At 73.1% G+C, this 20,893-nt stretch carries 24 protein-coding genes and 3 tRNA genes; 10 read left to right on the top strand and 17 right to left on the bottom strand.

Annotated elements, in window-relative coordinates; genetic code table 11:
• Positions 1–142: 142 nt before the first annotated feature.
• Positions 143–1,816, top strand: a complete 1,674-nt coding sequence (locus ACL02R_RS20225) for a long-chain fatty acid--CoA ligase (protein ID WP_412798364.1) — start codon at positions 143–145, stop codon at positions 1,814–1,816.
• Positions 1,817–1,831: 15 nt separating this feature from the next.
• On the opposite strand, the gene ACL02R_RS20220 is transcribed toward ACL02R_RS20225, so the two are convergent.
• Positions 1,832–4,981: a PAS domain-containing protein gene (locus ACL02R_RS20220; RefSeq protein ID WP_412798363.1), complete on the bottom strand. Its 3,150-nt coding sequence runs from the start codon at positions 4,979–4,981 to the stop codon at positions 1,832–1,834.
• Between the two features lie 123 nt (positions 4,982–5,104).
• Complete coding sequence (locus ACL02R_RS20215; protein WP_412798362.1) at positions 5,105–5,515, bottom strand: SSI family serine proteinase inhibitor; 411 nt, start codon at positions 5,513–5,515, stop codon at positions 5,105–5,107.
• Positions 5,516–5,697: 182 nt separating this feature from the next.
• Here ACL02R_RS20215 and ACL02R_RS20210 point away from each other — a divergent pair.
• Together ACL02R_RS20210 and ACL02R_RS20205 are read left to right on the top strand one after the other, a co-directional pair.
• A tRNA-Ser gene (locus ACL02R_RS20210) sits at positions 5,698–5,787 on the top strand.
• 135 nt (positions 5,788–5,922) lie between these two features.
• Positions 5,923–5,995, top strand: a tRNA-Arg gene (locus ACL02R_RS20205).
• A gap of 55 nt (positions 5,996–6,050) precedes the next feature.
• Here the strand turns inward: ACL02R_RS20205 and ACL02R_RS20200 are convergent.
• Positions 6,051–6,839, bottom strand: coding sequence for a GntR family transcriptional regulator (locus ACL02R_RS20200; protein ID WP_412798361.1), 789 nt, complete (start codon positions 6,837–6,839; stop codon positions 6,051–6,053).
• An 86-nt stretch (positions 6,840–6,925) separates the two neighbouring features.
• On the opposite strand from ACL02R_RS20200, the gene ACL02R_RS20195 reads away from it, so the two are divergent.
• From ACL02R_RS20195 to ACL02R_RS20185, 3 genes are all read left to right on the top strand, one after another.
• Positions 6,926–7,357, top strand: coding sequence for an NUDIX hydrolase (locus ACL02R_RS20195; protein ID WP_412798360.1), 432 nt, complete (start codon positions 6,926–6,928; stop codon positions 7,355–7,357).
• A 92-nt stretch (positions 7,358–7,449) separates the two neighbouring features.
• Positions 7,450–8,094 (top strand): hypothetical protein, encoded by a 645-nt coding sequence (locus ACL02R_RS20190; protein ID WP_412798359.1) that lies wholly within the window; start codon positions 7,450–7,452, stop codon positions 8,092–8,094.
• Positions 8,095–8,234: 140 nt separating this feature from the next.
• Positions 8,235–8,729 (top strand): lamin tail domain-containing protein, encoded by a 495-nt coding sequence (locus ACL02R_RS20185; protein ID WP_412798418.1) that lies wholly within the window; start codon positions 8,235–8,237, stop codon positions 8,727–8,729.
• 4 nt (positions 8,730–8,733) lie between these two features.
• On the opposite strand, the gene ACL02R_RS20180 is transcribed toward ACL02R_RS20185, so the two are convergent.
• Positions 8,734–8,964 carry a hypothetical protein gene (locus ACL02R_RS20180; RefSeq protein WP_412798358.1) on the bottom strand — a complete coding sequence of 77 codons (231 nt, stop codon included), beginning with the start codon at positions 8,962–8,964 and terminating at the stop codon, positions 8,734–8,736.
• 159 nt (positions 8,965–9,123) lie between these two features.
• On the opposite strand from ACL02R_RS20180, the gene ACL02R_RS20175 reads away from it, so the two are divergent.
• Positions 9,124–9,564, top strand: coding sequence for a type II toxin-antitoxin system PemK/MazF family toxin (locus ACL02R_RS20175; protein WP_412798357.1), 441 nt, complete (start codon positions 9,124–9,126; stop codon positions 9,562–9,564).
• 16 nt (positions 9,565–9,580) lie between these two features.
• Here the strand turns inward: ACL02R_RS20175 and ACL02R_RS20170 are convergent, their stop codons facing one another.
• From ACL02R_RS20170 to ACL02R_RS20155, 4 genes are all read right to left on the bottom strand, one after another.
• On the bottom strand, positions 9,581–9,820 hold the full coding sequence (locus ACL02R_RS20170; RefSeq protein WP_412798356.1) for a hypothetical protein: 240 nt from the start codon (positions 9,818–9,820) through the stop codon (positions 9,581–9,583).
• A gap of 199 nt (positions 9,821–10,019) precedes the next feature.
• Positions 10,020–10,907: an LLM class F420-dependent oxidoreductase gene (locus tag ACL02R_RS20165; RefSeq protein WP_412798355.1), complete on the bottom strand. Its 888-nt coding sequence runs from the start codon at positions 10,905–10,907 to the stop codon at positions 10,020–10,022.
• A 29-nt stretch (positions 10,908–10,936) separates the two neighbouring features.
• Positions 10,937–11,371: a Rieske (2Fe-2S) protein gene (locus ACL02R_RS20160; protein ID WP_412798354.1), complete on the bottom strand. Its 435-nt coding sequence runs from the start codon at positions 11,369–11,371 to the stop codon at positions 10,937–10,939.
• A gap of 83 nt (positions 11,372–11,454) precedes the next feature.
• Positions 11,455–12,729, bottom strand: a complete 1,275-nt coding sequence (locus ACL02R_RS20155; RefSeq protein ID WP_412798417.1) for a ricin-type beta-trefoil lectin domain protein — start codon at positions 12,727–12,729, stop codon at positions 11,455–11,457.
• Positions 12,730–12,893: 164 nt separating this feature from the next.
• On the opposite strand from ACL02R_RS20155, the gene ACL02R_RS20150 reads away from it, so the two are divergent.
• Positions 12,894–13,106 carry a hypothetical protein gene (locus ACL02R_RS20150; protein WP_412798353.1) on the top strand — a complete coding sequence of 71 codons (213 nt, stop codon included), beginning with the start codon at positions 12,894–12,896 and terminating at the stop codon, positions 13,104–13,106.
• 66 nt (positions 13,107–13,172) lie between these two features.
• On the opposite strand, the gene ACL02R_RS20145 is transcribed toward ACL02R_RS20150, so the two are convergent.
• The 3 genes from ACL02R_RS20145 to ACL02R_RS20135 form a co-directional block, all read right to left on the bottom strand.
• On the bottom strand, positions 13,173–14,045 hold the full coding sequence (locus tag ACL02R_RS20145; RefSeq protein ID WP_362963949.1) for an RNA polymerase sigma factor SigF: 873 nt from the start codon (positions 14,043–14,045) through the stop codon (positions 13,173–13,175).
• 211 nt (positions 14,046–14,256) lie between these two features.
• Entirely contained in the window at positions 14,257–15,039 is a 783-nt protein-coding gene (locus ACL02R_RS20140) for an RNA polymerase sigma factor SigF (protein WP_412798352.1), read from the bottom strand.
• A 94-nt stretch (positions 15,040–15,133) separates the two neighbouring features.
• On the bottom strand, positions 15,134–15,316 hold the full coding sequence (locus tag ACL02R_RS20135; RefSeq protein ID WP_412798351.1) for a hypothetical protein: 183 nt from the start codon (positions 15,314–15,316) through the stop codon (positions 15,134–15,136).
• A 158-nt stretch (positions 15,317–15,474) separates the two neighbouring features.
• Here ACL02R_RS20135 and ACL02R_RS20130 point away from each other — a divergent pair, with 158 nt between their 5' ends.
• On the top strand, positions 15,475–15,969 hold the full coding sequence (locus ACL02R_RS20130; protein ID WP_412798350.1) for a hypothetical protein: 495 nt from the start codon (positions 15,475–15,477) through the stop codon (positions 15,967–15,969).
• 68 nt (positions 15,970–16,037) lie between these two features.
• Here the strand turns inward: ACL02R_RS20130 and ACL02R_RS20125 are convergent.
• From ACL02R_RS20125 to ACL02R_RS20115, 3 genes are all read right to left on the bottom strand, one after another.
• A tRNA-Ser gene (locus tag ACL02R_RS20125) sits at positions 16,038–16,124 on the bottom strand.
• Positions 16,125–16,168: 44 nt separating this feature from the next.
• Positions 16,169–16,618, bottom strand: a complete 450-nt coding sequence (gene tadA / locus ACL02R_RS20120; RefSeq protein WP_412798416.1) for a tRNA adenosine(34) deaminase TadA — start codon at positions 16,616–16,618, stop codon at positions 16,169–16,171.
• A 55-nt stretch (positions 16,619–16,673) separates the two neighbouring features.
• Positions 16,674–17,249 carry a hypothetical protein gene (locus tag ACL02R_RS20115; protein ID WP_412798349.1) on the bottom strand — a complete coding sequence of 192 codons (576 nt, stop codon included), beginning with the start codon at positions 17,247–17,249 and terminating at the stop codon, positions 16,674–16,676.
• A 276-nt stretch (positions 17,250–17,525) separates the two neighbouring features.
• On the opposite strand from ACL02R_RS20115, the gene upp reads away from it, so the two are divergent.
• Positions 17,526–18,161: a uracil phosphoribosyltransferase gene (gene upp, locus ACL02R_RS20110; protein WP_412798348.1), complete on the top strand. Its 636-nt coding sequence runs from the start codon at positions 17,526–17,528 to the stop codon at positions 18,159–18,161.
• A gap of 32 nt (positions 18,162–18,193) precedes the next feature.
• Here the strand turns inward: upp and ACL02R_RS20105 are convergent, their stop codons facing one another.
• The 3 genes from ACL02R_RS20105 to ACL02R_RS20095 form a co-directional block, all read right to left on the bottom strand.
• Positions 18,194–18,868, bottom strand: a complete 675-nt coding sequence (locus ACL02R_RS20105) for a LytR C-terminal domain-containing protein (protein ID WP_412798347.1) — start codon at positions 18,866–18,868, stop codon at positions 18,194–18,196.
• A 95-nt stretch (positions 18,869–18,963) separates the two neighbouring features.
• The gene (locus ACL02R_RS20100) at positions 18,964–19,260 is read right to left on the bottom strand and encodes a type II toxin-antitoxin system VapB family antitoxin (protein ID WP_052847392.1); all 297 of its coding nucleotides are present in this window, start codon (positions 19,258–19,260) and stop codon (positions 18,964–18,966) included.
• Positions 19,261–19,398: 138 nt separating this feature from the next.
• Positions 19,399–20,799, bottom strand: coding sequence for a M28 family peptidase (locus ACL02R_RS20095; RefSeq protein WP_412798346.1), 1,401 nt, complete (start codon positions 20,797–20,799; stop codon positions 19,399–19,401).
• Between the last annotated feature and the right edge of the window lie 94 nt (positions 20,800–20,893).

Raw genomic sequence — 20,893 nt, 5'->3', positions numbered from 1 at the left:
CGTGCCCCGTACCCGGTCGTTCCCCGGGCGCGCCCCCGGGCACGGCGCCCCCACCCCCTGGCCAAGACGCCGCCGACCCCGCAGAATCACCGGCACACACGCGTCGCAGTCGCTCAGCGGGAGGCCCTTGGTGTACGGCACGATGCAGGACACGCCCCTACTCGTCAGCCGTATCCTGCGGCACGGCACGACGGTCCACGCGGCGGCGTCCGTCACCACCTGGACCGGTACGCCCGAAGGACCGCGCCGCCGCACGTTCGCCGCCGTCGGTGAACGCGCGGCCCAGCTCGCCCACGCCCTGCGCGACGAACTGCGCGTCGAGCCGTCCCAACGCGTGGCGACCCTCATGTGGAACGACACGGAGCATCTGGAGGCGTACTTCGCCGTCCCCTCCATGGGCGCTGTCCTCCACACCCTGAACCTCCGGCTGCCCGCCGACCAGCTCGCGTGGACCATCACCCACGCCGCCGACCGCGTCATCCTCGTGGACGGCACGCTGATCCCCCTGCTCGCCCCGCTGCTCCCGTCCCTGCCGACGGTCGAGCACGTCATCGTCAATGGCCCCGGCGACCGCGCCCCCCTCGACGGCGCCCGCGCCACCGTCCACGACTGGGACGAGCTGATCTCCGGCCGCCCCACCACGTACGCCTGGCCCGAGCCGGACGAACGCACCGCCGCCGCCCTCTGCTACACCTCCGGCACCACCGGCCACCCCAAGGGCACGCTCTACAGTCACCGGTCCATCTACCTGCACTCGATGCAGATCGGTATGACCGAGTCGATGGGCCTGTCCGCCGACGACACGACGCTTCCGGTCGTCCCCATGTTCCACGTGCTCGGGTGGGGGCTGCCGCACGCCGCGTTCATGTCCGGTTTCGGCCTCCTCCTGCCGGACCGTTTCCTCCAGCCCGGCCCGCTCGCCGACATGATCGCCGCCGAACGGCCCACGCACTCCGCCGCCGTCCCCACCATCTGGCAGGGACTCCTCGCCGAACTGGCCGACCGCCCCCGCGACCTCGGCTCCCTCCGCCGCGTCACCATCGGCGGCTCCGCCTGCCCGCCCGCGCTGATGCGCGCGTTCGAGGAACGGCACGGCGTCCGCGTCGAGCACGCCTGGGGCATGACCGAGACGTCGCCCCTCGGCTCCGTCGCCCTCCCCCCTGCCCGGCTCAGCCCCGAGGAGCAGTGGCCGTACCGCGTCAGCCAGGGCCGTTTCCCGGCGGGCGTCGAGGCACGCCTCGCCGGGCCCGACGGAACGTTCCTCCCCTGGGACGGCGCGTCGGAGGGCGAGCTGGAGGTACGCGGCCCCTGGATCGCCGCCGCCTACTACGGCGGCGCGGACGGCGAACCCGACCGCCCCGCCGACCGCTTCAGCCCGGACGGCTGGCTGCGCACCGGCGACGTCGGCGTCATCTCCCCGGACGGCTTCCTGACGCTCACCGACCGCGCGAAGGACGTCATCAAGTCGGGCGGCGAGTGGATCTCGTCCGTCGCCCTGGAGAACCACCTCATGGCGCACCCGGACGTCACCGAGGCCGCCGTCGTCGCCGTGCCCGACGACCGCTGGGGCGAACGGCCCCTCGCCACCGTCGTGCTCACCCCGGGGACGGCGCCGGAGGCCGCGTTCCCCGCCCTGTGCGCCTTCCTCGCCGACCGCGTGCCGCGCTGGCAGCTGCCGGACCACTGGGCGGCGATCGACGCCGTGCCGAAGACGAGCGTCGGCAAGTTCGACAAGAAGCTGATCCGCGCCCGGCACGCCGACGGCGCGCTGGACGTCACGACCCTGCCGCGCCCCCGGTCCGGGGGCGACGGCTGAGGTGCCGCCGGCGGGTCAGTGCGCGCCGATCTTCGTCAGCAGGTCCACGATCCGCTCCTGCACGTCGGCGTTGGTCGAGCGCTCCGCCAGGAACAGCACGGTCTCGCCCGACGCGAGCGACGCCAGCTGCGCCGGATCGCTGTCCGCCGCCGTGTAGACGACGAACGGCGTACGGTGCAGCAGGCCGTTCACCCGCAGCCAGTCGATGATCCCGGCGCGCCGCCGCCTGACCTGGCCGAGGTCCATGACCACCAGGTTGGGCCGGACGCGGGCGGCGACCTCCATCGCCTCCGCGTCCGACGCGGCGTGCGCGGCCTGCATGCCCCGGCGCTCCAGCGACGCGGCCAGCGCGCTCGCGATCTCCGGCTGCTCCTCGACGAGGAGGACGCGCGGCGGGTGCTGCTCGCTGTCGCGCGGCGCGAGCGCCTTCAGCAGCACCGCCGGGTCGGCGCCGTACGCCGCCTCCCGGCTCGCCTGGCCCAGACCGGCCGTCACCAGCACCGGCACCTCGGCGGCCACCGCCGCGGCGCGCAGCGACTGGAGGGCCGTCCGCGTGATCGGCCCGGTCAGCGGGTCGACGAACAGCGCCGCCGGGTAGGCCGCGATCTGCGCGTCCACCTCCTCGCGCGAGTGCACGATCACCGGGCGGTAGCCGCGGTCGGTGAGGGCCTGCTGCGTGGACGGGTCGGGTTCCGGCCACACGAGGAGGCGCCGCGGGTTGTCCAGCGGCTCGGGCGGCAGTTCGTCGTCCGCCGGGGCGGGCGGGCCCGCGGTGGCTGGGCTGTCGGTCACCTCGACGGCGCCGTTCGGCCCGTCGAGCGGCTCGGGGCCCTCCGCGGCGCCCGCCGCGGGCGCGCCGATGGCGAAGCGGCGGCCCCTGCCGTGCGTGCCGGGTCCCTGCTGCTGCGGTACGGGCGCCGCCGCGCCCGCCGCGTTCCCCTGCTCCGGCTCCTCCGCGGGCGGCGTCGCCAGTTTCCGGCGCCGCGTGGGCATCTGCTGCGGTACGGCCGCCTGCATCGGCGGCGGTGGTGCGGGAACCCCCGGCGCGGGCCGTCGTTCCGGCAGCGCCGATGGTGGTACGGGCACGCCCTGTCCGAGCGTCTGCACGCTGACGCCGGGGAGCGCCCGTTCCGCACGGTCACTGCCCGGCATGGGCAGCGCGCGGGGGGCGCGCGGCGCGCTCACCGGCGGCGGCGCGCTGCCGTCCAGGATGGGACTCGCCGCCACCACCGAGTGCTCGACGGGTGGGGGTTCCTCCTGCTGCGGCGGCTCCTGCTGCGGCTGCGGCTGCGGCTCGGGCACGACCGCCTCGGCGGCGGGCTGCTGTGCCGCCTCAGCGTCGGCGGCCTGCCTGCGCCGCCGGCCCGTGGGCTGCGCCGCCGGGGGCGCCGACTCCGGCACCTGCGGCACCGGTACGTCGCCCTGCTCCTCCACCGCCGGGCCCAGCGCGCGCCTGCGGCGCCCGCGTCCCGACATGTCCACCGAACCGGTGTCCCCGGCGCCCTGCTCCGTCTCCTCCGGCGCGGGCGCACCCGCCCTGCGGCGCCGCCCTCGCCCGGTCGGCGTGTCCTGCACGGGCTCGATGGCCAGCGCCGGTCTCCGCGCCTGCGCCGCCGTCCCCCGCGCGGGCTCCGCCGGTACGGGCATCACCGTCGTGTCACCGCTTGCGTCCCGCGTCGCCGGTACCGCGGAAACGGCTCCGCCCCCGGCGAGCACCGGTACCTCCAGCACGTACGCCGACGCGCCACCCACCTCGTGCGTCTGTAGCACACCGCCGTGCTGCCGGACGATTCCCCGCACGATCGGCTCGTGCACCGAGTCCCCGCCGGGATACGGCCCGCGCACCTCGATGCGCACCACATCCCCGCGCTGCGCCGCGGCCACCACGATCGTCGAATCCCCGGCCGCCGCACCCGACGCCGCACGCCCGGTCGCGTCCACCCCGGCCACGTCGGCCACCAGGTGCGCCAGTGCCTGCGCCAGCCGGTCCGGGTCCACCTCCGCCTCGATCGGCGGCGCGTGTACGGCGAACTGCGCCCGGCCCGGCCCGATCAGCTCCACCGCGCCCTCGACCCCCGCCGCCACGACGGCGTCGAGCGACACGCGCTTCACCGACAGCTTCTCGTGCCCCTCGTCCAGCCGCTGGTAGCTGAGGACGTTGTCCACGAGCGTGGTCATCCGCGTGTATCCGGCGGCGAGATGGTGCAGCACCTGGTTCGCCTCGGGCCACAGCTGGCCCGCGGGGTCGGCCGCGAGGGCCGTCAGCTCCCCGCGCAGCTGTTCCAGCGGCCCGCGCAGCCCGTCCCGCAGCACCGACAGCAGCTGCGTGTGCCGCGCGGCGAGCGCGTCGTACGCACGCCGGTCGGTGAACGCCAGGACGGCCCCGACCAGTTGGTCCCCGTCCCGCACCGGCGCCGTCGTGAGGTCCACGGGGACGGCCTTGCCGTCCTTCGTCCACAGCACCTGCCCGCGTACGCGGTGCTTGCGGCCCGAGTGCAGCGTGTCGTGCAGCGGCGTCTCCTCGAACGCCAGCGGTGTCCCGTCCGCTCGCGAGTGCTGGGCGAGCGGGTGGAGTTCCTGCCCGCCGAGCTGGCTGGCCCGGTGGCCGAGGATCTGCGCGGCGGCCGGGTTGACGAGCACGATCCGGCCCGCCGTGTCCACGCCGACGACGCCCTCGGACGCCGCCCGCAGGATCATCTCCGTCTGCCGCTGCTGGCGCACCAGTTCGGCCTCGGTGTCGAGGGTGCCCGACAGGTCGCGGATGATGAGGACCAGCAGTTCCTCCCCTGCGGGGTCGTCGGCGAAGGCGGCCTCGATGGCCGACGCGTACGGCGCGCGGTCCGAGTTCAGCCCCGCGCTGGTCACCTCGACCTGCAACGCTCTCCCGTCCGTCCGCCGTGCCACCATCCGCGTGGGCTTGGTCCTGACACTGGGGTCCTCCTCGGGACGGCGCATGGAGCCGGGGATGCGGCGCGGATCGAAGTCCGGGACGATGTCCAGCAGTCCGCGGCCGATGAGGGGGGCGCCCGGAGCCTCCAGGGTCTCCACGGCGATGGCGTTGGCATTGACGACGGTTCCGTTGCCGTTGACCAGCAACAGCGCGTCGGGCAATGCGTCGAGTATGGCGGCGAGGCGAGCAGCGCCTCTCGCTGGCCTGCTGCTCACGACGTCGGTTCCTCCCTTGACCCACGTGATTCAGGTGCACGGACCCCGTGCGTGTCTCCAGGGGAGTCTACGGCCAGCGGCGGCGGGAGCGGCGGTGTGTGCCGAAGTCGCCGCCCGTGAGGGTCAGCTCACGGGGCCGGGAAGCACCGGCACGAGGGCGTCCCAGCGGGCGATCTCGCAGCCGTTCGTGCGGCTGTAGCGGGCGTGGACGGGCTCGCCGTTCCAGACCCCCTGGATCGTCGCGGTGGCCGGGCCGCCGTACACGTAGGTGCACAGCGGCTCCGCGCCGTCCGTCTCACCGGCGGTGGCGAACGGCGCCCGAGCGGCGCGCAGCACCTCGCACGCGCCCTCCGGATCGGGGTGCGTCCCGCCGGGCGGCGCGCACTCCAGCTCGTACGTGCCGTCCCGCCCGTCGCCGGCGCCTTCGACCGTGACGGTGAGCCGGTCCCCGGACTCCAGGGCGTGCCCGGCCGGTGCTGCGGCGAACGCTCCGGCGAGGGCGATGAGGGCGACGAGACTGGTGCGCAGCGGCATGCGGGAGCTCCTGTGTGTACGCGGCGTGAGCGGGTGTCTTCCCTCTGTCAACGCTGCCGCGCCCCGACCGTCACGCAACTCGACGCGAGGGCCCGTACCCCCGTAGGGTGGAATCCGATTGGCTGCGGCCGTTCGGGCTGTGGCATCATTTGCACGCACGCATCGTCCGCGCTGTCGTGCAAGGAGGCTTCGCCTAGTCTGGTCTATGGCGCCGCACTGCTAATGCGGTTTGGGGTGACCCCCCATCCCGGGTTCAAATCCCGGAGCCTCCGCATCACCCCCGCGAGCCCCGTCCTGCTGGCCGGGGCTTTCGCATTTCCGCAGGTCAGCAGGGGTGCGGACAATGGATTTCACCTGACGCCGACGGTCCTGTACTGTTGTCCACGCAACGCCCCGCAGGGGGCGGAGCGCTCGTAGCTTAACGGATAGAGCATCTGACTACGGATCAGAAGGTTGCAGGTTCGAATCCTGCCGAGCGCACACAACGAGGCCCTGTCGCACAGCGACAGGGCCTTTTGCTATGCCCGCTTGGTTGTCAGTGGGCGGGCAGGTGGTAGGTGAGGATGTAGGTGTCGGCGGCCATGGTGGTGTCGCAGACTTCGACGGGGCGGTTCTCTGTGTCGTAGGCGGTGCGGATGAGGTGGATGACGGGGATGCCCGGGGCGAGGCGGAGGGACTTGGTCTCGTGTGGGGTGGGCATCCGGGCGCGGATCTCTTCTTCGAAGTGGTCGAGGCGGTGGCCGAGTTCTTCGAGTCGTGCGTAGATGCCGCCGGGGCCTGGGTTCGGTTCGGCGATCGGGGTGCCGGCGGCGATGTCGAGCGGGAGGTAGGAGGTCGCGGACTCGACCGGCCGTCCGTCGAGCAGGTAGCGGCGTCGGCGGGCGAGGACTTTGCGGGGTCCGCCGAGGCGGGTTGCGATGTCGCGGGTGGGGCGTTCCTCCCTGACCTGGAGGCTGTCCACCTCCGGGTGGCTTCCGGCGGCCTCGGCTTCCACGGTGAAGGCGGCCTTGCCCTGGTCGCGGTGGCGTCGGGCGAAGCGGTCGGAGGCGAGGCGTCGCACGGGTGGCCGGGGGCGGACGAAGACGCCCTTGCCGTGCTCGGAGTGCACCAGTCCTTCGCCCTGGAGGATGCCGAGGGCGTTGCGGACGGTCATCCGGGAGACCCCGAAGTGCTCCACCAGTTCGGACTCGGACGGGAGCTTGGCCCCTTCCTTGAACCGGCCCTTGTCGATCGCTTCGCGGAGGTGGTCGGCGATCTGGCGGAAGACGGCCCGGTCGCTGGTGGGGTCCAGGGTGCCGAGCACGCCGGAGGGCGGAGCCGTCATGCGCTCACTCCTTCGGGTGTCTAGACGAGTGGTTGAGTGGAGTTGCTACGGTGGGAAGCCTAGCCAGTCGAGAGGGCAGGGCAGCAATGGGTCGTGAGCGTCCGCATTCCGTCAGCGTGGCGGGGGTGATCGTGGACGATCGGGGGCGCGCGCTTCTGATCAGGCGGTGTGACAACGGGAAGTGGGAGCCGCCCGGCGGTGTCCTGGAGCCCGGGGAGACGATCCTCGATGCCCTGGAGCGCGAAGTCCTCGAAGAGACCGGCCTGAAGATCGCCCCGTCCGCGACTCTGACGGGCGTGTACAAGAACATGACCGGGCTGATCGTCGCGCTGGTCTTCCGCTGCGAGTCCATCGGTGGCGAGCCGACGACCGGGGAGGAGACGGCCGAACTGCGCTGGGTCACCCGCGAGGAAGCCGGACTGCTGGCCGACGAGGCCTACGCCGTCCGCGTCACCGACGCCCTCGACGCCCCCGTCCCACCGGCCGTCAGGGCCCACGACGGCGTGAAGCTCGTCTAGCAGATCTTCCACCGCACACCCGCCCACCAGCAGGGAGCAACTTGTATGGACGAGTATATGAGTGAGGCGTCGTCTCGACTCGGGTGCATCCGGTGAGCCCGGCGCCGACCCGGGCGGTCGTGCCCTACATCACGCGTTGGAGCGGCGAACGCCCGCCAGTTGTAAGGGTCGTTGAGCGACGCGGGCGCCTCGCGTACGCCGACGAACGCTCCTACGACCGTGACACCGGCGGCGTCCTGTGGCGCCGTGTCCCCTCCACGCCGGGCAAGGGCAGGCGCGAGTTCGGCGCGGTGCATCCCCTGCGCCAGCGGGTCGCCATGGCAGGCCTGCTCTGCCAGGTCTGCGGCGGTCCCGCCGACCGCAACGAGAACGGCGTGCTGTGGCTCATCGGCGACGCACCGGACGCCCCCGGCTCCTGGCCCCAGGGCCTGGAGACCGCCCACCCGCCGGTCTGCCAGCCCTGCGCCGACCTGTCCGTCCGCGCCTGCCCGCACCTGAGGCAACGTTCCGTCACCCTGCGCGTCCGGACCTGGACCCAGGCCGGAGTCCACGGCGCGCTCTACCGGCCCGGCTGTCCCGACCCCGTCCTCACCGACGCAACCGGCATCCCCTCCGACCACCCCGCCATCCAATGGATCATCGCCAGCCAACTCATCGTCAGGCTCGACCACTTCACCCTCATGGGCGCGGGGATCGAACACCTCGGCCGCGGGGAGGGGGCGAATGGTCGAATGTGATCAAAGTTAGGTGTGAAGTGATCCAGTGAAGAGGATCTTCGCAAGGTGTTCGTGTGATGGAGGGATTGTCTGTACGGTGAGGCCTCCGTTGTGCACAGGGGGTGCGGGCGGGGATCCGGTCTTGTGGGGAGGCCCTTGTGGTGAAGGCTGTTCGGCTTGCTGTCGTGGCGCTCGCGTCGGTGTGTGTCGCCGTTCTCGTGCCGGGGCAGGCGCAGGCCGCCGAGTACAGTTCGGCGCTGAAGATCAGGGGGGTGCAGTACGACGCTCCCGGGCGTGACGACAACAGCTGCTCGTCGGGGAACACCGACGAGGAGTTCCTGGTGATCACGAATTTCTCGCGGTCGACGACCGTCAACCTGCGGGGGTATGTCGTGAAGGACGCGGCGGGGAACCGTTTCGTCCTCACGAAGAACCACACCCTCCAGCCCGGTGACTTCATCCGGCTGCGAGGCGGGCGCGGTACCGATTCGGACGGCGGGAACGTCGTCTACCGCAACAACTGCAACTTCCTGTGGAACAACGCCGGCGACTCCCTCTACCTCTACAAGCCGTCCGGCGACCGGGCCGACGTCCACGCCTACACCAAGGCGAAGAACGACCGCGACGGCAACGGGTACGTGACGTTCCACAAGTGAGCCGTCAGTAGTCCTCGCGGTCGCGGATGTCGTCGATGTAGGCGTTCGCCGAGGCGCCCTCGTCCACCAGGTCGGGGGTCAGGGGGGCCGCCTCCAGCAGGCGTGCGCCCGCGCCCTCGGCGGGCTCCCACTCCGCCGCGATGATCCGCTGCTTCTCCTCCGGCTGGCTCTCCAGCCACTCCCGGTTGAGAGGGCTGAGCTGGCGGAGGAAATGGGCGAGGAGTTCGTCGGGCATGGGGTCGTCTCCTGACCGGTCGGCGGGTTACGGGGCACAGCCTCGGCGAGCCGCCGCCGGTCGGGGGGCGTGTGGCGGGCGGGCCGGGTGTGTCTCACCCGGTCGGGTGCCCGCGGCCGCCGCCTGTACCCGGGGAACGCGCGGTGGTTCCATGGCGGGATGGATGCGCTCGTGTGGGTTCTCCTGGCCGTCGCGGTCGCCGTGGTCGTGTACGCGCTGCGCCGGGCCGGGCGGCGGCGGGCCGTACGCGTACGGGGCTTCCGCGCGGTGGCGCCCGGCCGGCTGCCGCCTGGCGTGCCGAGGCCGCGTGAAGTGCACTGGGCCGCCGTGCCGTTCGAGGACGGCGGCGGGGTGAAGGACCGGCCGTGCCTCGTGCTGGCGGCGAACGCCGAGCGGGTCGTCGTCGCCAAGATCACCACACGGGAGTACCCGCCGGCGCGCCCTGTCCGGCTGCCGGCCGGCACCGTCGACGACCGGCGGGGGAGGGTCAGTTGGGTCGAGCCGGCGAACCTGCGGGTGCTGTCGGTCGGCGCCTTCAGGCGTCGGGCCGGCGCGGTGGACGGCGCTGTCTGGGACCAGGTGCGGCGGCGGGCGCGGTGACGGGGGGGACGGGGGGTCAGGAGAGTGCGTGGCGCTGCTGGCGTGCGCGGCGGTTGGCCTCCGCCACGCGCTGCCGCAGGGATTCGCTGGCGCTGACGGGCTGCACGTCCTCGGGCAGTGCCGTCCATTCGCGGCCGCCGCCCGGGGGGCGGAGCCAGATGTGGCCGGACAGGTGGGCCATGACGCGGCCGATGCGGTCGTGCGACGCGTCGTAGGCCATCGTGCCTATCTCCGGCTGGGCGGGCTCGTGGGTCATGGCCGGACTCCGAACGCTGAGGCGGGCGCTGGTGCGGTGCCGTGTGATCGGCTTCACGTTCTCCACCATGCCCGAGCGGCGGGGTCCCGGACGCACGGGACCCCGCTTCCAGAGGGAAATTTGAGGTTGTGGTGTCCTGTTTATCCGGACAGTGGCATTCCTGCACCGCCGCATATGCCACCGGTGTGGGACAAGTCGATCACCCTGCGGAGCCGAGCGACAGCGCCTCGGCGAGCGTGCGGTACGCGGCGCGCGGGATGTCGGTGCGCGGGTTGTCGTTGACGACCTGCACGGCCACGTGGTCGGCGCCCGCCGCGAAGAACTGCTCGATCTTGTCGCGGACCGCCTCCGCGTCCCCGAGGCCGTAGACCGCGTCCAGCAGCCGGTCGCTGCCGCCCGAGGCGAAGTCGTCCTCCGTGAAGCCGAGCCGCAGCAGGTTGTTCGTGTAGTTCGGCAGCTTCAGGTACATGGCGAGGTACGCGCGGGCGGTGGTGCGGGCCGAGGCGAGGTCGGGGTCGAGGACGACCTTCAGTTCGGGGGCGAGCGTCGCGCCGTCGCCGAGCCGTTCGCGGGCCTGGGCGACGTGGTCGGCCGTGACGAGGTACGGGTGCGCCCCGCCGGTGCGTTCGGCGGCGAGCGCCAGCATCTTCGGGCCGAGCGCGGCCAGGACGCGCCGCTCGGCGGGCACGGGCTCCTCGGCGGCGTCGAGGCCGTCGAGGAAGTCGCGCATGGCGGAGTAGGGGCGGTGGTACTCGCGGTGGAGCGGGCCGTGGCTGACGCCGAGGCCGAGGACGAAGCGGCCGCCGTACGCGCGGTTCACCTCGGCGGACGCGCGGGCGACATCGGCGGGTCCGTCGTTCCAGATGCTCGTGATGCCGGTGGCGACGGTGAGGCGGGAGGTCGCGGCCAGGGCGTGCACGGCCTGCCGCGGTGTGGCGCTGCCGCCGAGCCACAGCGTCCCGTAGCCCAGCTCCTCCAGCTCGGCGATGCTCTCGGTGATCTCGTCCCGGCGCGCCGGCTCATCAACGGCGAGCAGGCCGCTCCAGATGCCGACGCGACCGAGGTCTTCGGTCAGTTGAGTACCCATGGGCCGGTCAACAGGATGACGCTGCGCGCCTATTCCGCGACGATGCGGTCATTCTCGATCTTCACCCGGACGGCGGGGAGGGCCCTGGTCGCCGGTCCGGAGACGACCTCGCCGGTGGCCGCCTCGAACACCGAGCCGTGGCAGGGACAGCGCAGTTCGTCGCCCGCGGGCTGGACCGCGCAGCCCCGGTGCGTGCAGGCGGCGCCGTACGCGGTGACCGTCGTCTCGTCGGAGCGGTAGAGGAACGCCTCGCCGCCGCTCTCCGTACGGGCGAACGTCGGCTCGCCCACCGGTACGTCGGCCAGCGCGGCCAGCTCCTCGCCGGGGCGTACGCCGGGGTCGTCCGACGTGTCCCCGCCTCCGCCGCCACCGCGGCCGCAGGCGGTGAGGGCCAGGGCCCCGGCGGAGGCGGCCGTGGCGGCGACGAGGGTCCGGCGGCGGGTGCCGGTGGGGAAGGCGTCCATGTGAAGGGGAACGAACCGGGGCCCGCGGAGGTGCCCGGCCCGGCGCGCGTCACAGGGCGCGCGCCGGGCGGAAGGGGCGTACGTCAGGGGGCGGTCCACTTCTGGTTCGCGCCGCCCGTGCACGTCCAGATCTGGAGCCGTGTGCCGTTGGCCGACGAGTTGCCCGTCGCGTCGAGGCACTTGTCGGCCTGGGGGTTCACGATGTCGTTGGCCCCGCTGATGGCCCAGCGCTGGTTGGCGCCGCCGACGCAGTCCCACAGGTGGAGCTGCGCGCCGTTGGCCGTCGAGTTGTTGGAGACGTCGAGGCACTTGCCGAGGGCACGGATGGTGCCGTCCGTGCCGACGGTCCACTGCTGGGCGGCGGTGCCGTTGCAGTCGTAGAGCTGGACCGGGGTGCCGTTGGCGGGGTTGGCGCCCGCGACGTCCACGCACTTGCCCCCGAGCCCGCGGATCGGGCCCGTACGGCCGCCGCCGGGGGTGTCGCCCGTGGTGACGCGCACGTAGTCCACGGTGAGCTGGCCGGGGAACGGGGTGGAGCTGTTGGGGTCGCCCGGCCAGTAGCCGCCGACCGCCAGGTTGAGGATCAGGAAGAAGGGCTTGTTGAACACCCACTGATCGCCGCCGAGGTCGGCGGGCGTACGGGTCTGGTAGGTGTTGCCGTCGACGGACCAGGAGATGCGGTTGGGCGACCAGTCGATGGCGAACGTGTGGAAGCCGTCGGCGAACGCCTGGCCGCCGGGCAGGGTGTAGCCGGCGCCGATGCCCTCGCCGCCCGAGTAGCCCGGCCCGTGGAGCGTGCCGTGGACGGTGCCGGGCTCGAAGCCGACGTTCTCCATGATGTCGATCTCGCCGCTGGCCGGCCAGCCGACGCTGCCGATGTCGTTGCCCAGCGCCCAGAAGGCGGGCCACATGCCCTGGCCGCGCGGGACGCGCAGGCGGGTCTCGATGTGGCCGTACTGGGCGGTGAAGCGGCCCGCGGTGTTCATGCGGGCGGAGGTGTACTCGCACCGGCCGTACCAGCACTGGTAGTTGCCGGGGTTCTCGCGGCGGGCGGTGATGACGAGGTTGCCCTGGCCGTCGAGGGCGGCGTTGGAGTTGCCGCCGGTGTACCACTGGCGTTCGTGGTTGTTGACGTTGTCGCCGGTCTCCAGCTGCCAGCGGCTGCCGTTGACGGCGGAGCCCGCGGGGCCGTCGAAGGTGTCCTCGAAGACGACGGCCATGGGGACGGCGTCCGGGGCCGCGGGGGTGGTGGGGGTGGGGGCGGCGTCCGCTGCGGTCTGTAGCAGGGTGGCGCTCAAGGCCACGGTGGCCGCGGCGGCGAAGAGGCGCCGGAAACGGCGGCGCGACAGTATCTTCATGGGCATGACATAAGCGGTTGGCGTAGACCAATACAAGGTGCTGGACACGAACCGGGAGTTCCGGAACTCGCGCGGCGCGCCCCACCGTTCACCCTCGCCCCAGGAGACGACAGCCGCGGACCGGAGTGTCCGTGCCCGCCGGGTGTTCGCTAGGGTCGGCAGGCATGGCCCACAATCAGCAGCAGCCGTACGGTTCCCAGGAACCGGACGCGGCAGGCAACACGCAGATGTTCCAGGCGTTCGTCAACGACGGAGGCACGCCCCTCAACGGCCCCGCGCCCGCGACCCAGTCGTCCGGTCCGCGTGTCGGGCTGATCGTGGGCGTCGTCGTGGCCGTCGTGGTGGTCGCCGCGGTCGCCTTCCTGGCGCTCGGCTGAACCTGAACACGCCCCACCTGAACACGCCCCGGACCGGCGGGCACCGTGCCGCCGGTCCGGGCCTCGTCACTCCTCGGCGGTCAGGCCCTCGCGCAACTGCGCGAGCGTACGCGTGAGAAGCCGCGAGACGTGCATCTGCGAGATGCCGACCTCGTCACCGATCTGGGACTGTGTCATGTTGCCGAAGAAGCGGAGCATGATGATCCGGCGCTCGCGTGCGGGCAGACGGGCGAGCAGGGGCTTGAGGGACTCGCGGTACTCGACCCCTTCGAGGGCGGTGTCCTCGTAGCCGAGGCGGTCGGCCAGGGAGCCCTCGCCGCCGTCCTCCTCGGGGGCGGGCGAGTCGAGTGAGCTGGCGGTGTAGGCGTTCCCCACCGCGAGGCCGTCCACGACCTCCTCCTCCGACACCCCGAGGCAGGTGGCGAGTTCGGCGACGGTCGGGGAGCGGTCGAGCCGCTGGGACAGCTCGTCGCTGGCCTTGGTGAGGGCGAGCCGCAGCTCCTGGAGGCGGCGCGGGACGCGCACCGACCAGGAGGTGTCGCGGAAGAACCGCTTGATCTCGCCGACGACGGTGGGCATCGCGAACGTCGGGAACTCCACGCCGCGTTCGCAGTCGAAGCGGTCGATCGCCTTGATCAGGCCGATCGTGCCGACCTGGACGATGTCCTCCATCGGCTCGTTCCTGCTGCGGAAACGCGCCGCCGCGTAGCGGACCAGCGGGAGGTTCAGTTCGATCAGGGTGTCGCGGACGTAGCCGCGCTCGGGGCTGTCCGGGTCGAGCGCCGCCAGGCGCAGGAACAGCGAACGGGACAGGGTGCGGGTGTCGAGGTTGTCGGTCTCCGCGGGCGGGTCTGGCGGCAACGAGGGTACGTGTGGCGCGGGTACGTGCGGCGTGCCGGTCGTGGCGAGCACCTTGGAGCTGCCCAGTTCTACGGACATGCCACCCCCTTGAGGTCGTGGACGGGTCGCGACGGCGCGCTTCCGGTGTGACTCCCATGAGAGAAGTGCGCCCTCTCGTGGATACCGGATCGGCCGCCACGGCAAACGCGGTTCCCACAGAATGTCACATGTCATCAACGCGACGTAGCTTCATGTCGATAAAACGGCACACCTGGTGGGGAAGTTCCCGGAGTTGAGTCGCTCTTCCGGATTACTTCTCGACCGGATTTGCGGACCTGAGCCGGGTGACGCTTCGGGCCAGCATGCGGGACACGTGCATCTGGGACACGCCCAGCTCGGCACTGATCTGCGACTGCGTCAGGTTCCGGTAGTAGCGCAACAGCAGGACGCGGCGCTCCCGTTCGGGGAGCTGCACCAGCAGGTGCCGTACGAGCGCGCGGTGTTCGACCCCGGCGAGGCCCGGGTCCTCGTAGCCGAGCCGGTCGATCGGGCCTGCGGCGCCCTCGTCGTGCTCCCGGTCCGCCTCCAGCGACGAGACGCGGTAGGCGCGGCCCGCGTCCACGCTGGCCAGCACCTCCTCCTCGGGCACGCGCAGCCGGTCGGCGATCTCGGCGGCGGTGGGCGCCCGTTCCAGCGCGACGGTCAGGTCCTCGGCGGCGGTGCGCACCTGGGTCCACAGCTCGTGGAGCCTGCGCGGTACGTGGACGCTGCGCACGCTGTCCCGGAAGTAGCGCCGGATCTCGCCCACGATGGTGGGCACCGCGAAGGTGGCGAACTGGACGCCGCGCCCGGCGTCGAAGCGGTCGATCGCGTGGATCAGGCCGATGGTGCCGACCTGGACGATGTCCTCCATCGGCTCGTTCCGGCTGCGGAAGCGGAGCGCCGCGTAGTGCACCAGCGGGAGGTTCGCCTCGATGAGCGCCCCCCTGACGCGCGCGTGCGCCGCGGTCCCCGTGTCATGGCGGTCGAGTTGCTCGAAGAGCGCCCGGGTCAGCGCGCGCGCCTCGGCGCCCCGGGTCTGCGTCACCGCCACTGCTGACCACCACCCCTTACGGTGCACTCGCCGCAAAAGCAGTCATAGCATCACAAGACATATCCACCGTGCGCAAGCACCGTGTGTCGCCGTGTTAAGGCAGCGGATCGGTGACGAGTTCGCCCACGCCGTGGGCCGCGTCCGCGGCGGCGGTGAACAGCAGTTCGGCGAACTCGGCCGACCGCGCGGGCCAGGAGACGGCCGCGTACAGCACGAGGACGGCGGCCAGGAACAGCCCGGCCCTGCGGGCGGCCGCGGACTGCGGGAGCTTGCTCATGGGGGCACCTCCGGGGCGTTCGGGCGCGCGCCGTCACGGCCCGCGCGGCGCGGGGGCACATTGAACCACGCGCCCCCGGCGCGTTCCTGCCGCAGTGCGCCGCCCGTGGTCGCCTCGCGAAGGGTGACGCCCGCGCGAGGCGCCGATAGATTGGGCGCATGGGGCGCGAAGCGGGGCGCGGGGACGAGGCGGCGATCCGCAACGACGTCAGCGGGTACGTCAACGGTCCTGTGGGCCAGTTCGGCGTCGTCCACGGTGACGTCCACCTGAACGCGCCCGGCGCGCGGTGGGACGGGGACTTCGAGGCACGCTACCGGGCGCGCCTGGAACGGCAGTGGGCCGAGGAGGAGGCCGCGCGCGCCGCCGAGGCCGCGCGCGCCGAACAGTTCCGTCTCGCCCGGCTCGAAGAGCCCGCGGTGCGGTGGCGCGAGCAGGACGCCCGCTGGCGCCGGCGGATCGCCGTGTGCCGGAACTGGACGGTCGGCATGCTGCTGGTGAGCGTCCCTGCCTGGGTGGCCTTCGCCCTGGTGGGGGAGGACAGCTCCGCGCGGGGACCGCTGGCCTTGTGCGCGATGCTGATCTTTCCTGCCGCCGGCACGCTGCTCGGCTATGTGAATCTGGTGGTCCGCCACCAGCTGTGGCGCGGATGGTGACGGCGCGCCGGGAACGCACGACGAGAGGGCGGGCCCTTCCGGGTCCGCCCTCTCAGGTGATGCTGGAGCGGTAGCGGAGGGATTTGAACCCTCGGTGGAGTTGCCCCCACACTCGCTTTCGAGGCGAGCTCCTTCGGCCGCTCGGACACGCTACCGGGGGTAGCCTAACCCACCCGGCGGCCCGCGCAGAAATCGCTTCTCAGGCCGTCTCCGCCCCGGACCGGAAGAAGCCCGTCAGCAACTCCGCGCACTCGTCGGCGAGCACCGAGCCGATCACCTCGGGGCGGTGGTTGAGCCGCCGGTCGCGCAGCACGTCCCACAGGGAGCCCGCCGCTCCCGTCCTCGGCTCGCGCGCCCCGTAGACGACGCGGTCCACGCGGGCGAGGACGGCGGCGCCCGCGCACATCGTGCAGGGTTCGAGGGTGACGACCAGGGTGCAGCCCCCCAGCCGCCATGTGCCGAGCCCGGCCGCCGCGGCCCGCAGGGCCAGGACCTCGGCGTGGGCGGTCGGGTCGCCGGTGGCCTCGCGCGCGTTGTGGGCGGCGGCGAGGACGTCGCCCGCCGGGCCGCCGGGACCGAGCAGGACGGCGCCCACCGGCACGTCGCCCGTGGTCCCGGCCGCGGTGGCCCGTGCCAGCGCCCGGCGCATCGCCGGCTGCCACGGGTCCCGCAGCGGGTCGCCCGTCACGGGGCGCCGGGGTCCGTCACCTGACCGCCTCCAGGACCTCGGCGCAGCCCAGGGCGTCGGCGATCTCGCTGAGCGCGTCGTCGGGCGTGAGCGTGCGCACCGTTCCGGCGTCGATGCCAAGGTCGGCCAGCAGTCCGGGGTCGCCGAGCGGGCCGCGCGGCACGTCCTGGCCGCCCGTCCCGTCGTCCGCGTCGTCCTCGCTCGCGGCGGCGACGGCCCCGCCGTCCCCGTCCCCGTCCTCGGCGTCCCCGGCGTCCCCGGCGTCGTCCGCCAGGTCCGCGAGGCCGTCCAGCATGGCGTCGTCCTCCGGCCGGCGGCCGAGAAGCTCGTCGGTCAGCAGGATCTCGCCGTACGCGCTGCGCATGGCCCGTGCGGCGTCGGAGACGTAGACGCGCGGATCGTCCTCGCCGTCCACGCGGACGAGGCCGAACCAGGCGCCCTCCTGCTCGATGCAGACGAGAACGGTCTCGTCATCGGGAGCGGCGTCGCGGGCCAGTTCGGCCAGCTCGTCCAGACTCTCCACGTCGTCGAGCTCTGTGTCACTCGCTTCCCAACCATCATCGGTCCGCGCGAGCAGTGCGGTGAAGTACACCGTGACTCTCCCCACTCGGTTAGGCAGTGCCACCAGCATCGTGGCAGAAAAGGGGTGTCCTGTCGGGTAACCCGGCAGTGCACCGATGGAATGTCCGTATGTGTTGTCACCGGGTTCACCGGCGGTCCCGGGGTGGGCGGATGTCGGGGCATATGCCCTCTCCTCCCTCCACGCACCACTCTCCACGTCGCCGCCGCCCTTTGTCCACCGGGGTGGACAACAGGAAAGCAGCCGGTCAGACGCCGGTCGTCAGTGGGGTTCGGTACTGTCGGGCGCATGCGGACCCATGTCGTCGACCACCCCCTGGTGGCCCACAAACTGACCACGCTGCGTGACGCGCGTACCGACTCACCGACGTTCCGGCGACTCGCCGACGAGCTGGTCACCCTGCTCGCGTACGAGGCGACGCGTGACGTCCGCACGGAGGTGGTGGACATCACCACACCGGTGGCCGGGACCACCGGCGTGCGGCTGTCCCATCCCCGCCCGCTGGTCGTGCCGATCATACGTGCAGGTCTCGGCATGCTCGACGGCATGGTGCGGCTGCTGCCGCCCGCCGAGGTGGGCTTCCTCGGCATGATCAGGGACGAGGAGACGCTGGAGGCGCGCACCTACGCGAACCGCATGCCGGACGACCTGTCCGGGCGTCAGGTGTACGTGCTGGACCCGATGCTGGCGACCGGCGGCACGCTCGTGGCGGCCGTGCGGGAGCTGATCGGGCGCGGGGCCGACGAGGTGACGGTCATCTGCCTGCTGGCCGCGCCCGAGGGCGTGGAGCGGCTGGAGGAGGAGCTGGCCGGCGCGCCGGTGACCGTGGTGACGGGCGCGCTGGACGAGCGGCTGAACGAGCAGGGGTACATCGTGCCGGGCCTCGGGGACGCGGGGGACCGGATGTACGGGACGGCCGGCTAGCCGGCCGTCCCTCCGGCGTGTGCGACGGCCCGTCAGCAGGCGGCGGCGGGTGTGTCGTCGGCGGACGGGGTCGGGGAGGGGCTGGCCAGGTCGGCGAGGCGGCGTTCGGCCTCGTCGGCGGCGGTGAGCTCGCTGAAGTCCTCGCCGATGACGAAGTCGACGACCTCGGGGCTGTCGGCGCGGGCGCCGGGCTCCGGGGTGCCGGTCTCGGCGCCGTCGAGCTGGGTGGCCAGGACGCGCAGGGCGCCCGACTCCTCGGCCGCGGCGGTGGCGAGCAGCAGCCCCGGCGCGTCCACCTCCCCGTCGAGGCCCTCGGGCGCGTTCTCCACCTCGCCGATGACGAAGCCGCGGTCGGCGAGCGCGTCGGCGGTCTCCTGGGCGAGGCCCGTGCGGCTGGTGGCGTTGTAGACGTTGACGGTGATGGCGTCCGGCTCGGGGACGCGCACGGGTTCGTCGTCGGGGCCCGCGCAGTCCTGGCGTTCGGACGCGTTGCGGGCGCCGGCCCCGGCCGGGCGGTCGCCGTCGTCGCCGGAGAAGACATCGACGATCTGGAGCGTCCCGTAGCCGAGCAGGCCGAGCACCGTGACCACGGCGAACAGGGCCAGAACGGTCCGGCGGCGGCGGCGCGGTCGGCGCATCCTCGGGTAGCGGTCGCCCGTGACGCGGAACTTCTTGCCGCCCATGCCCGGTGGCGTCAGCATGCTCATGGCCGCAGCGTAGCCACGCGGGCGCCGGGGGCCCAAGACATGATCAGCTAAACGGCGTCGGCGACCCCGAACAGCGCAGTCGCCCGGCGGGGGACTCAGCCCAGTTCGAGCACCCGCGCGTGCAGGACCTGCCGCTGCTGGAGGGCCGCGCGGACGGCGCGGTGCAGGCCGTCCTCCAGGTAGAGGTCGCCCTGCCACTTGACGACGTGCGCGAACAGGTCGCCGTAGAACGTCGAGTCCTCGGCGAGCAGGGTTTCGAGGTCGAGCTGCTGCTTGGTGGTGATCAGCTGGTCGAGCCGGACCGGGCGCGGCGCGACGTCTGCCCACTGCCGGGTGTTGTCCCGGCCGTGGTCAGGGTACGGTCGTCCGTTTCCGATGCGCTTGAAGATCACACGGGAAGCCTACCGGGCAGGGGACCGCCGCCGCAGCCTCCGGTCGGCGGGCGGCCGTCCGGGGGAATCCGGGGCCGCCCGTTCCGGGGGCGCGGGGGCGGGTCGGCGCGCGGGCGTGCGCGCGGGTGGGAGAGGGGCTCAGGGGGCGGGCGAGGGGGCGTCCGGCAGGTGGTGCGCGTAGTGGCCGACGCTGTGGGCGATCAGGCGGACGGCGACGGCGAGCGCGTCCTCGCCGACGTTGCCGAGGTCGTCGCACGCCTGGTGGTAGCAGGGGTCGTACGCGGCGCCCGGCAGGCCGCCCCACAGGGCGGCCTCCGCGTCCGTCTTGACGCCCTCCGCGCCGGTGAACACCGCGCCCGCCGGGACCCCGGCGGCGTCGAACGGCGCGTAGTCGCTGCGGCCGTCGAACGGCGCCGAGCCGGGTGACTCGCCCGCCGCCCGGAGGAACGCGGCGAGGTCCGCCGCCACCGCGGGGTCTCCCGCCTGCACGAACAGGCCGTGGTTGGGCGAGGCGATCATGTCGAAGTTGAGGTAGAGCGCGATGCCGGACAGCTCGTCGGGCGCCAGCTCCGCGACGTAGTGCTCCGAACCCAGCAGGCCCGACTCCTCGGCGGACCACAGGGCGAAGCGGACGCGGTGCGGTGCGCGGCCCGACGGGTCCGCCTCGGCGAGGCGCAGCGCGGTCTCCAGGACGCCGGCCGAGCCTGACCCGTTGTCGTTGAGGCCGGGGCCGTCCGGGACGGAGTCGAGGTGCGCGCCGGCCATCACGACGCGGTCGGGGTCGCCGCCGGGGGAGTCCGCGATGACGTTGACCGTCTCGCGCTCCTCGGCCAGTTCGGCGAGTTCGAGGCGCGCCGTCGCGCCGCCCTCGGCCAGTGCGGCGGCGAGGGCGGCGCCGTCCTCGCGGGTGATGCCGCCGATGGGGATGGAGCCGGGCTGCGGGCCGCCCAGGGTGCCGCGCAGGGGCCCTGCCACGTTGTTGGCGACCAGGGCGGCGACGGCGCCGCCGGCCGCCGCGTTCGCCTGCTTCTCGGCGAAGGTGCAGCCGCCGCGGGTGATGAGGGCGATGCGGCCGGTGTAGGCGCCGGCGGGCGCGGGGGTGCAGGCGGTGCCCGCGTCGGCGAGGGGGGCCTCGGTGCCGCCGTCGGGGGTGGCGGGCGTGTAGGTGAGGGTGCGGACGGGGATGTCGCGCTGCTCGGGGGTGAGCTGGGTGAGGCGTTCGGTCAGGGGCTCGCGGTAGGAGAAGGGGAAGCGCTGGTACGTGACGTCGTAGCCGGCCGCTTCGAGGAGGCCGCCCGCGTAGCGTGCGGAGCGCTCGTGGCCGGGAGTGCCGGCGGCGCGGTTGCCGTCGGAGGCGTCGGCGATGCGCTGGAGGACGGCGAGGTGGCGCATGGCGCCCTTGGCGGTGGTGCGGGCGGTGAGGGTGTCCGCGAGGGAGGGCGCGTCGCGCGGGGCGGGGGCGGCGCCGGTGAGGAGGGGGACGGTGAAGAGCGTGGCGGTGGCTGCGGCCAGGAGGGCCGCGAGGCGGCGTGCTGTCACGGAATGGGACGGTATCGCATGATTTTCCGCATGCCGGTGGCGCGCGCGGGTCGACCGGGGTAGTGGAGGTCACGTTGACCGGTGACCGGTCTTG

Origin of the sequence: Streptomyces sp. MS19 (assembly GCF_047200595.1) — a bacterium.
GTDB lineage: Bacteria > Actinomycetota > Actinomycetes > Streptomycetales > Streptomycetaceae > Streptomyces.
This window is presented reverse-complemented; position numbering and strand designations above follow the sequence as displayed.

Excerpts from the sequence above, each read along its gene's own strand:
- ACL02R_RS20225 (WP_412798364.1), top strand. The coding sequence starts at position 143 with ATGCAGGACACGCCCCTACTCGTCAGCCGTATCCTGCGGCACGGCACG.
- ACL02R_RS20150 (WP_412798353.1), top strand. The coding sequence starts at position 12,894 with ATGGCCCACAATCAGCAGCAGCCGTACGGTTCCCAGGAACCGGACGCG.
- ACL02R_RS20130 (WP_412798350.1), top strand. The coding sequence starts at position 15,475 with ATGGGGCGCGAAGCGGGGCGCGGGGACGAGGCGGCGATCCGCAACGAC.
- ACL02R_RS20200 (WP_412798361.1), bottom strand. The coding sequence starts at position 6,839 with ATGACGGCTCCGCCCTCCGGCGTGCTCGGCACCCTGGACCCCACCAGC.
- upp (WP_412798348.1), top strand. The coding sequence starts at position 17,526 with ATGCGGACCCATGTCGTCGACCACCCCCTGGTGGCCCACAAACTGACC.
- ACL02R_RS20145 (WP_362963949.1), bottom strand. The coding sequence starts at position 14,045 with ATGTCCGTAGAACTGGGCAGCTCCAAGGTGCTCGCCACGACCGGCACG.
- ACL02R_RS20105 (WP_412798347.1), bottom strand. The coding sequence starts at position 18,868 with ATGAGCATGCTGACGCCACCGGGCATGGGCGGCAAGAAGTTCCGCGTC.
- ACL02R_RS20160 (WP_412798354.1), bottom strand. The coding sequence starts at position 11,371 with ATGGACGCCTTCCCCACCGGCACCCGCCGCCGGACCCTCGTCGCCGCC.
- ACL02R_RS20180 (WP_412798358.1), bottom strand. The coding sequence starts at position 8,964 with ATGCCCGACGAACTCCTCGCCCATTTCCTCCGCCAGCTCAGCCCTCTC.
- ACL02R_RS20215 (WP_412798362.1), bottom strand. The coding sequence starts at position 5,515 with ATGCCGCTGCGCACCAGTCTCGTCGCCCTCATCGCCCTCGCCGGAGCG.
- ACL02R_RS20155 (WP_412798417.1), bottom strand. The coding sequence starts at position 12,729 with ATGAAGATACTGTCGCGCCGCCGTTTCCGGCGCCTCTTCGCCGCCGCG.
- ACL02R_RS20165 (WP_412798355.1), bottom strand. The coding sequence starts at position 10,907 with ATGGGTACTCAACTGACCGAAGACCTCGGTCGCGTCGGCATCTGGAGC.
- ACL02R_RS20175 (WP_412798357.1), top strand. The coding sequence starts at position 9,124 with ATGGATGCGCTCGTGTGGGTTCTCCTGGCCGTCGCGGTCGCCGTGGTC.
- tadA (WP_412798416.1), bottom strand. The coding sequence starts at position 16,618 with ATGCGCCGGGCGCTGGCACGGGCCACCGCGGCCGGGACCACGGGCGAC.
- ACL02R_RS20170 (WP_412798356.1), bottom strand. The coding sequence starts at position 9,820 with ATGACCCACGAGCCCGCCCAGCCGGAGATAGGCACGATGGCCTACGAC.
- ACL02R_RS20195 (WP_412798360.1), top strand. The coding sequence starts at position 6,926 with ATGGGTCGTGAGCGTCCGCATTCCGTCAGCGTGGCGGGGGTGATCGTG.
- ACL02R_RS20135 (WP_412798351.1), bottom strand. The coding sequence starts at position 15,316 with ATGAGCAAGCTCCCGCAGTCCGCGGCCGCCCGCAGGGCCGGGCTGTTC.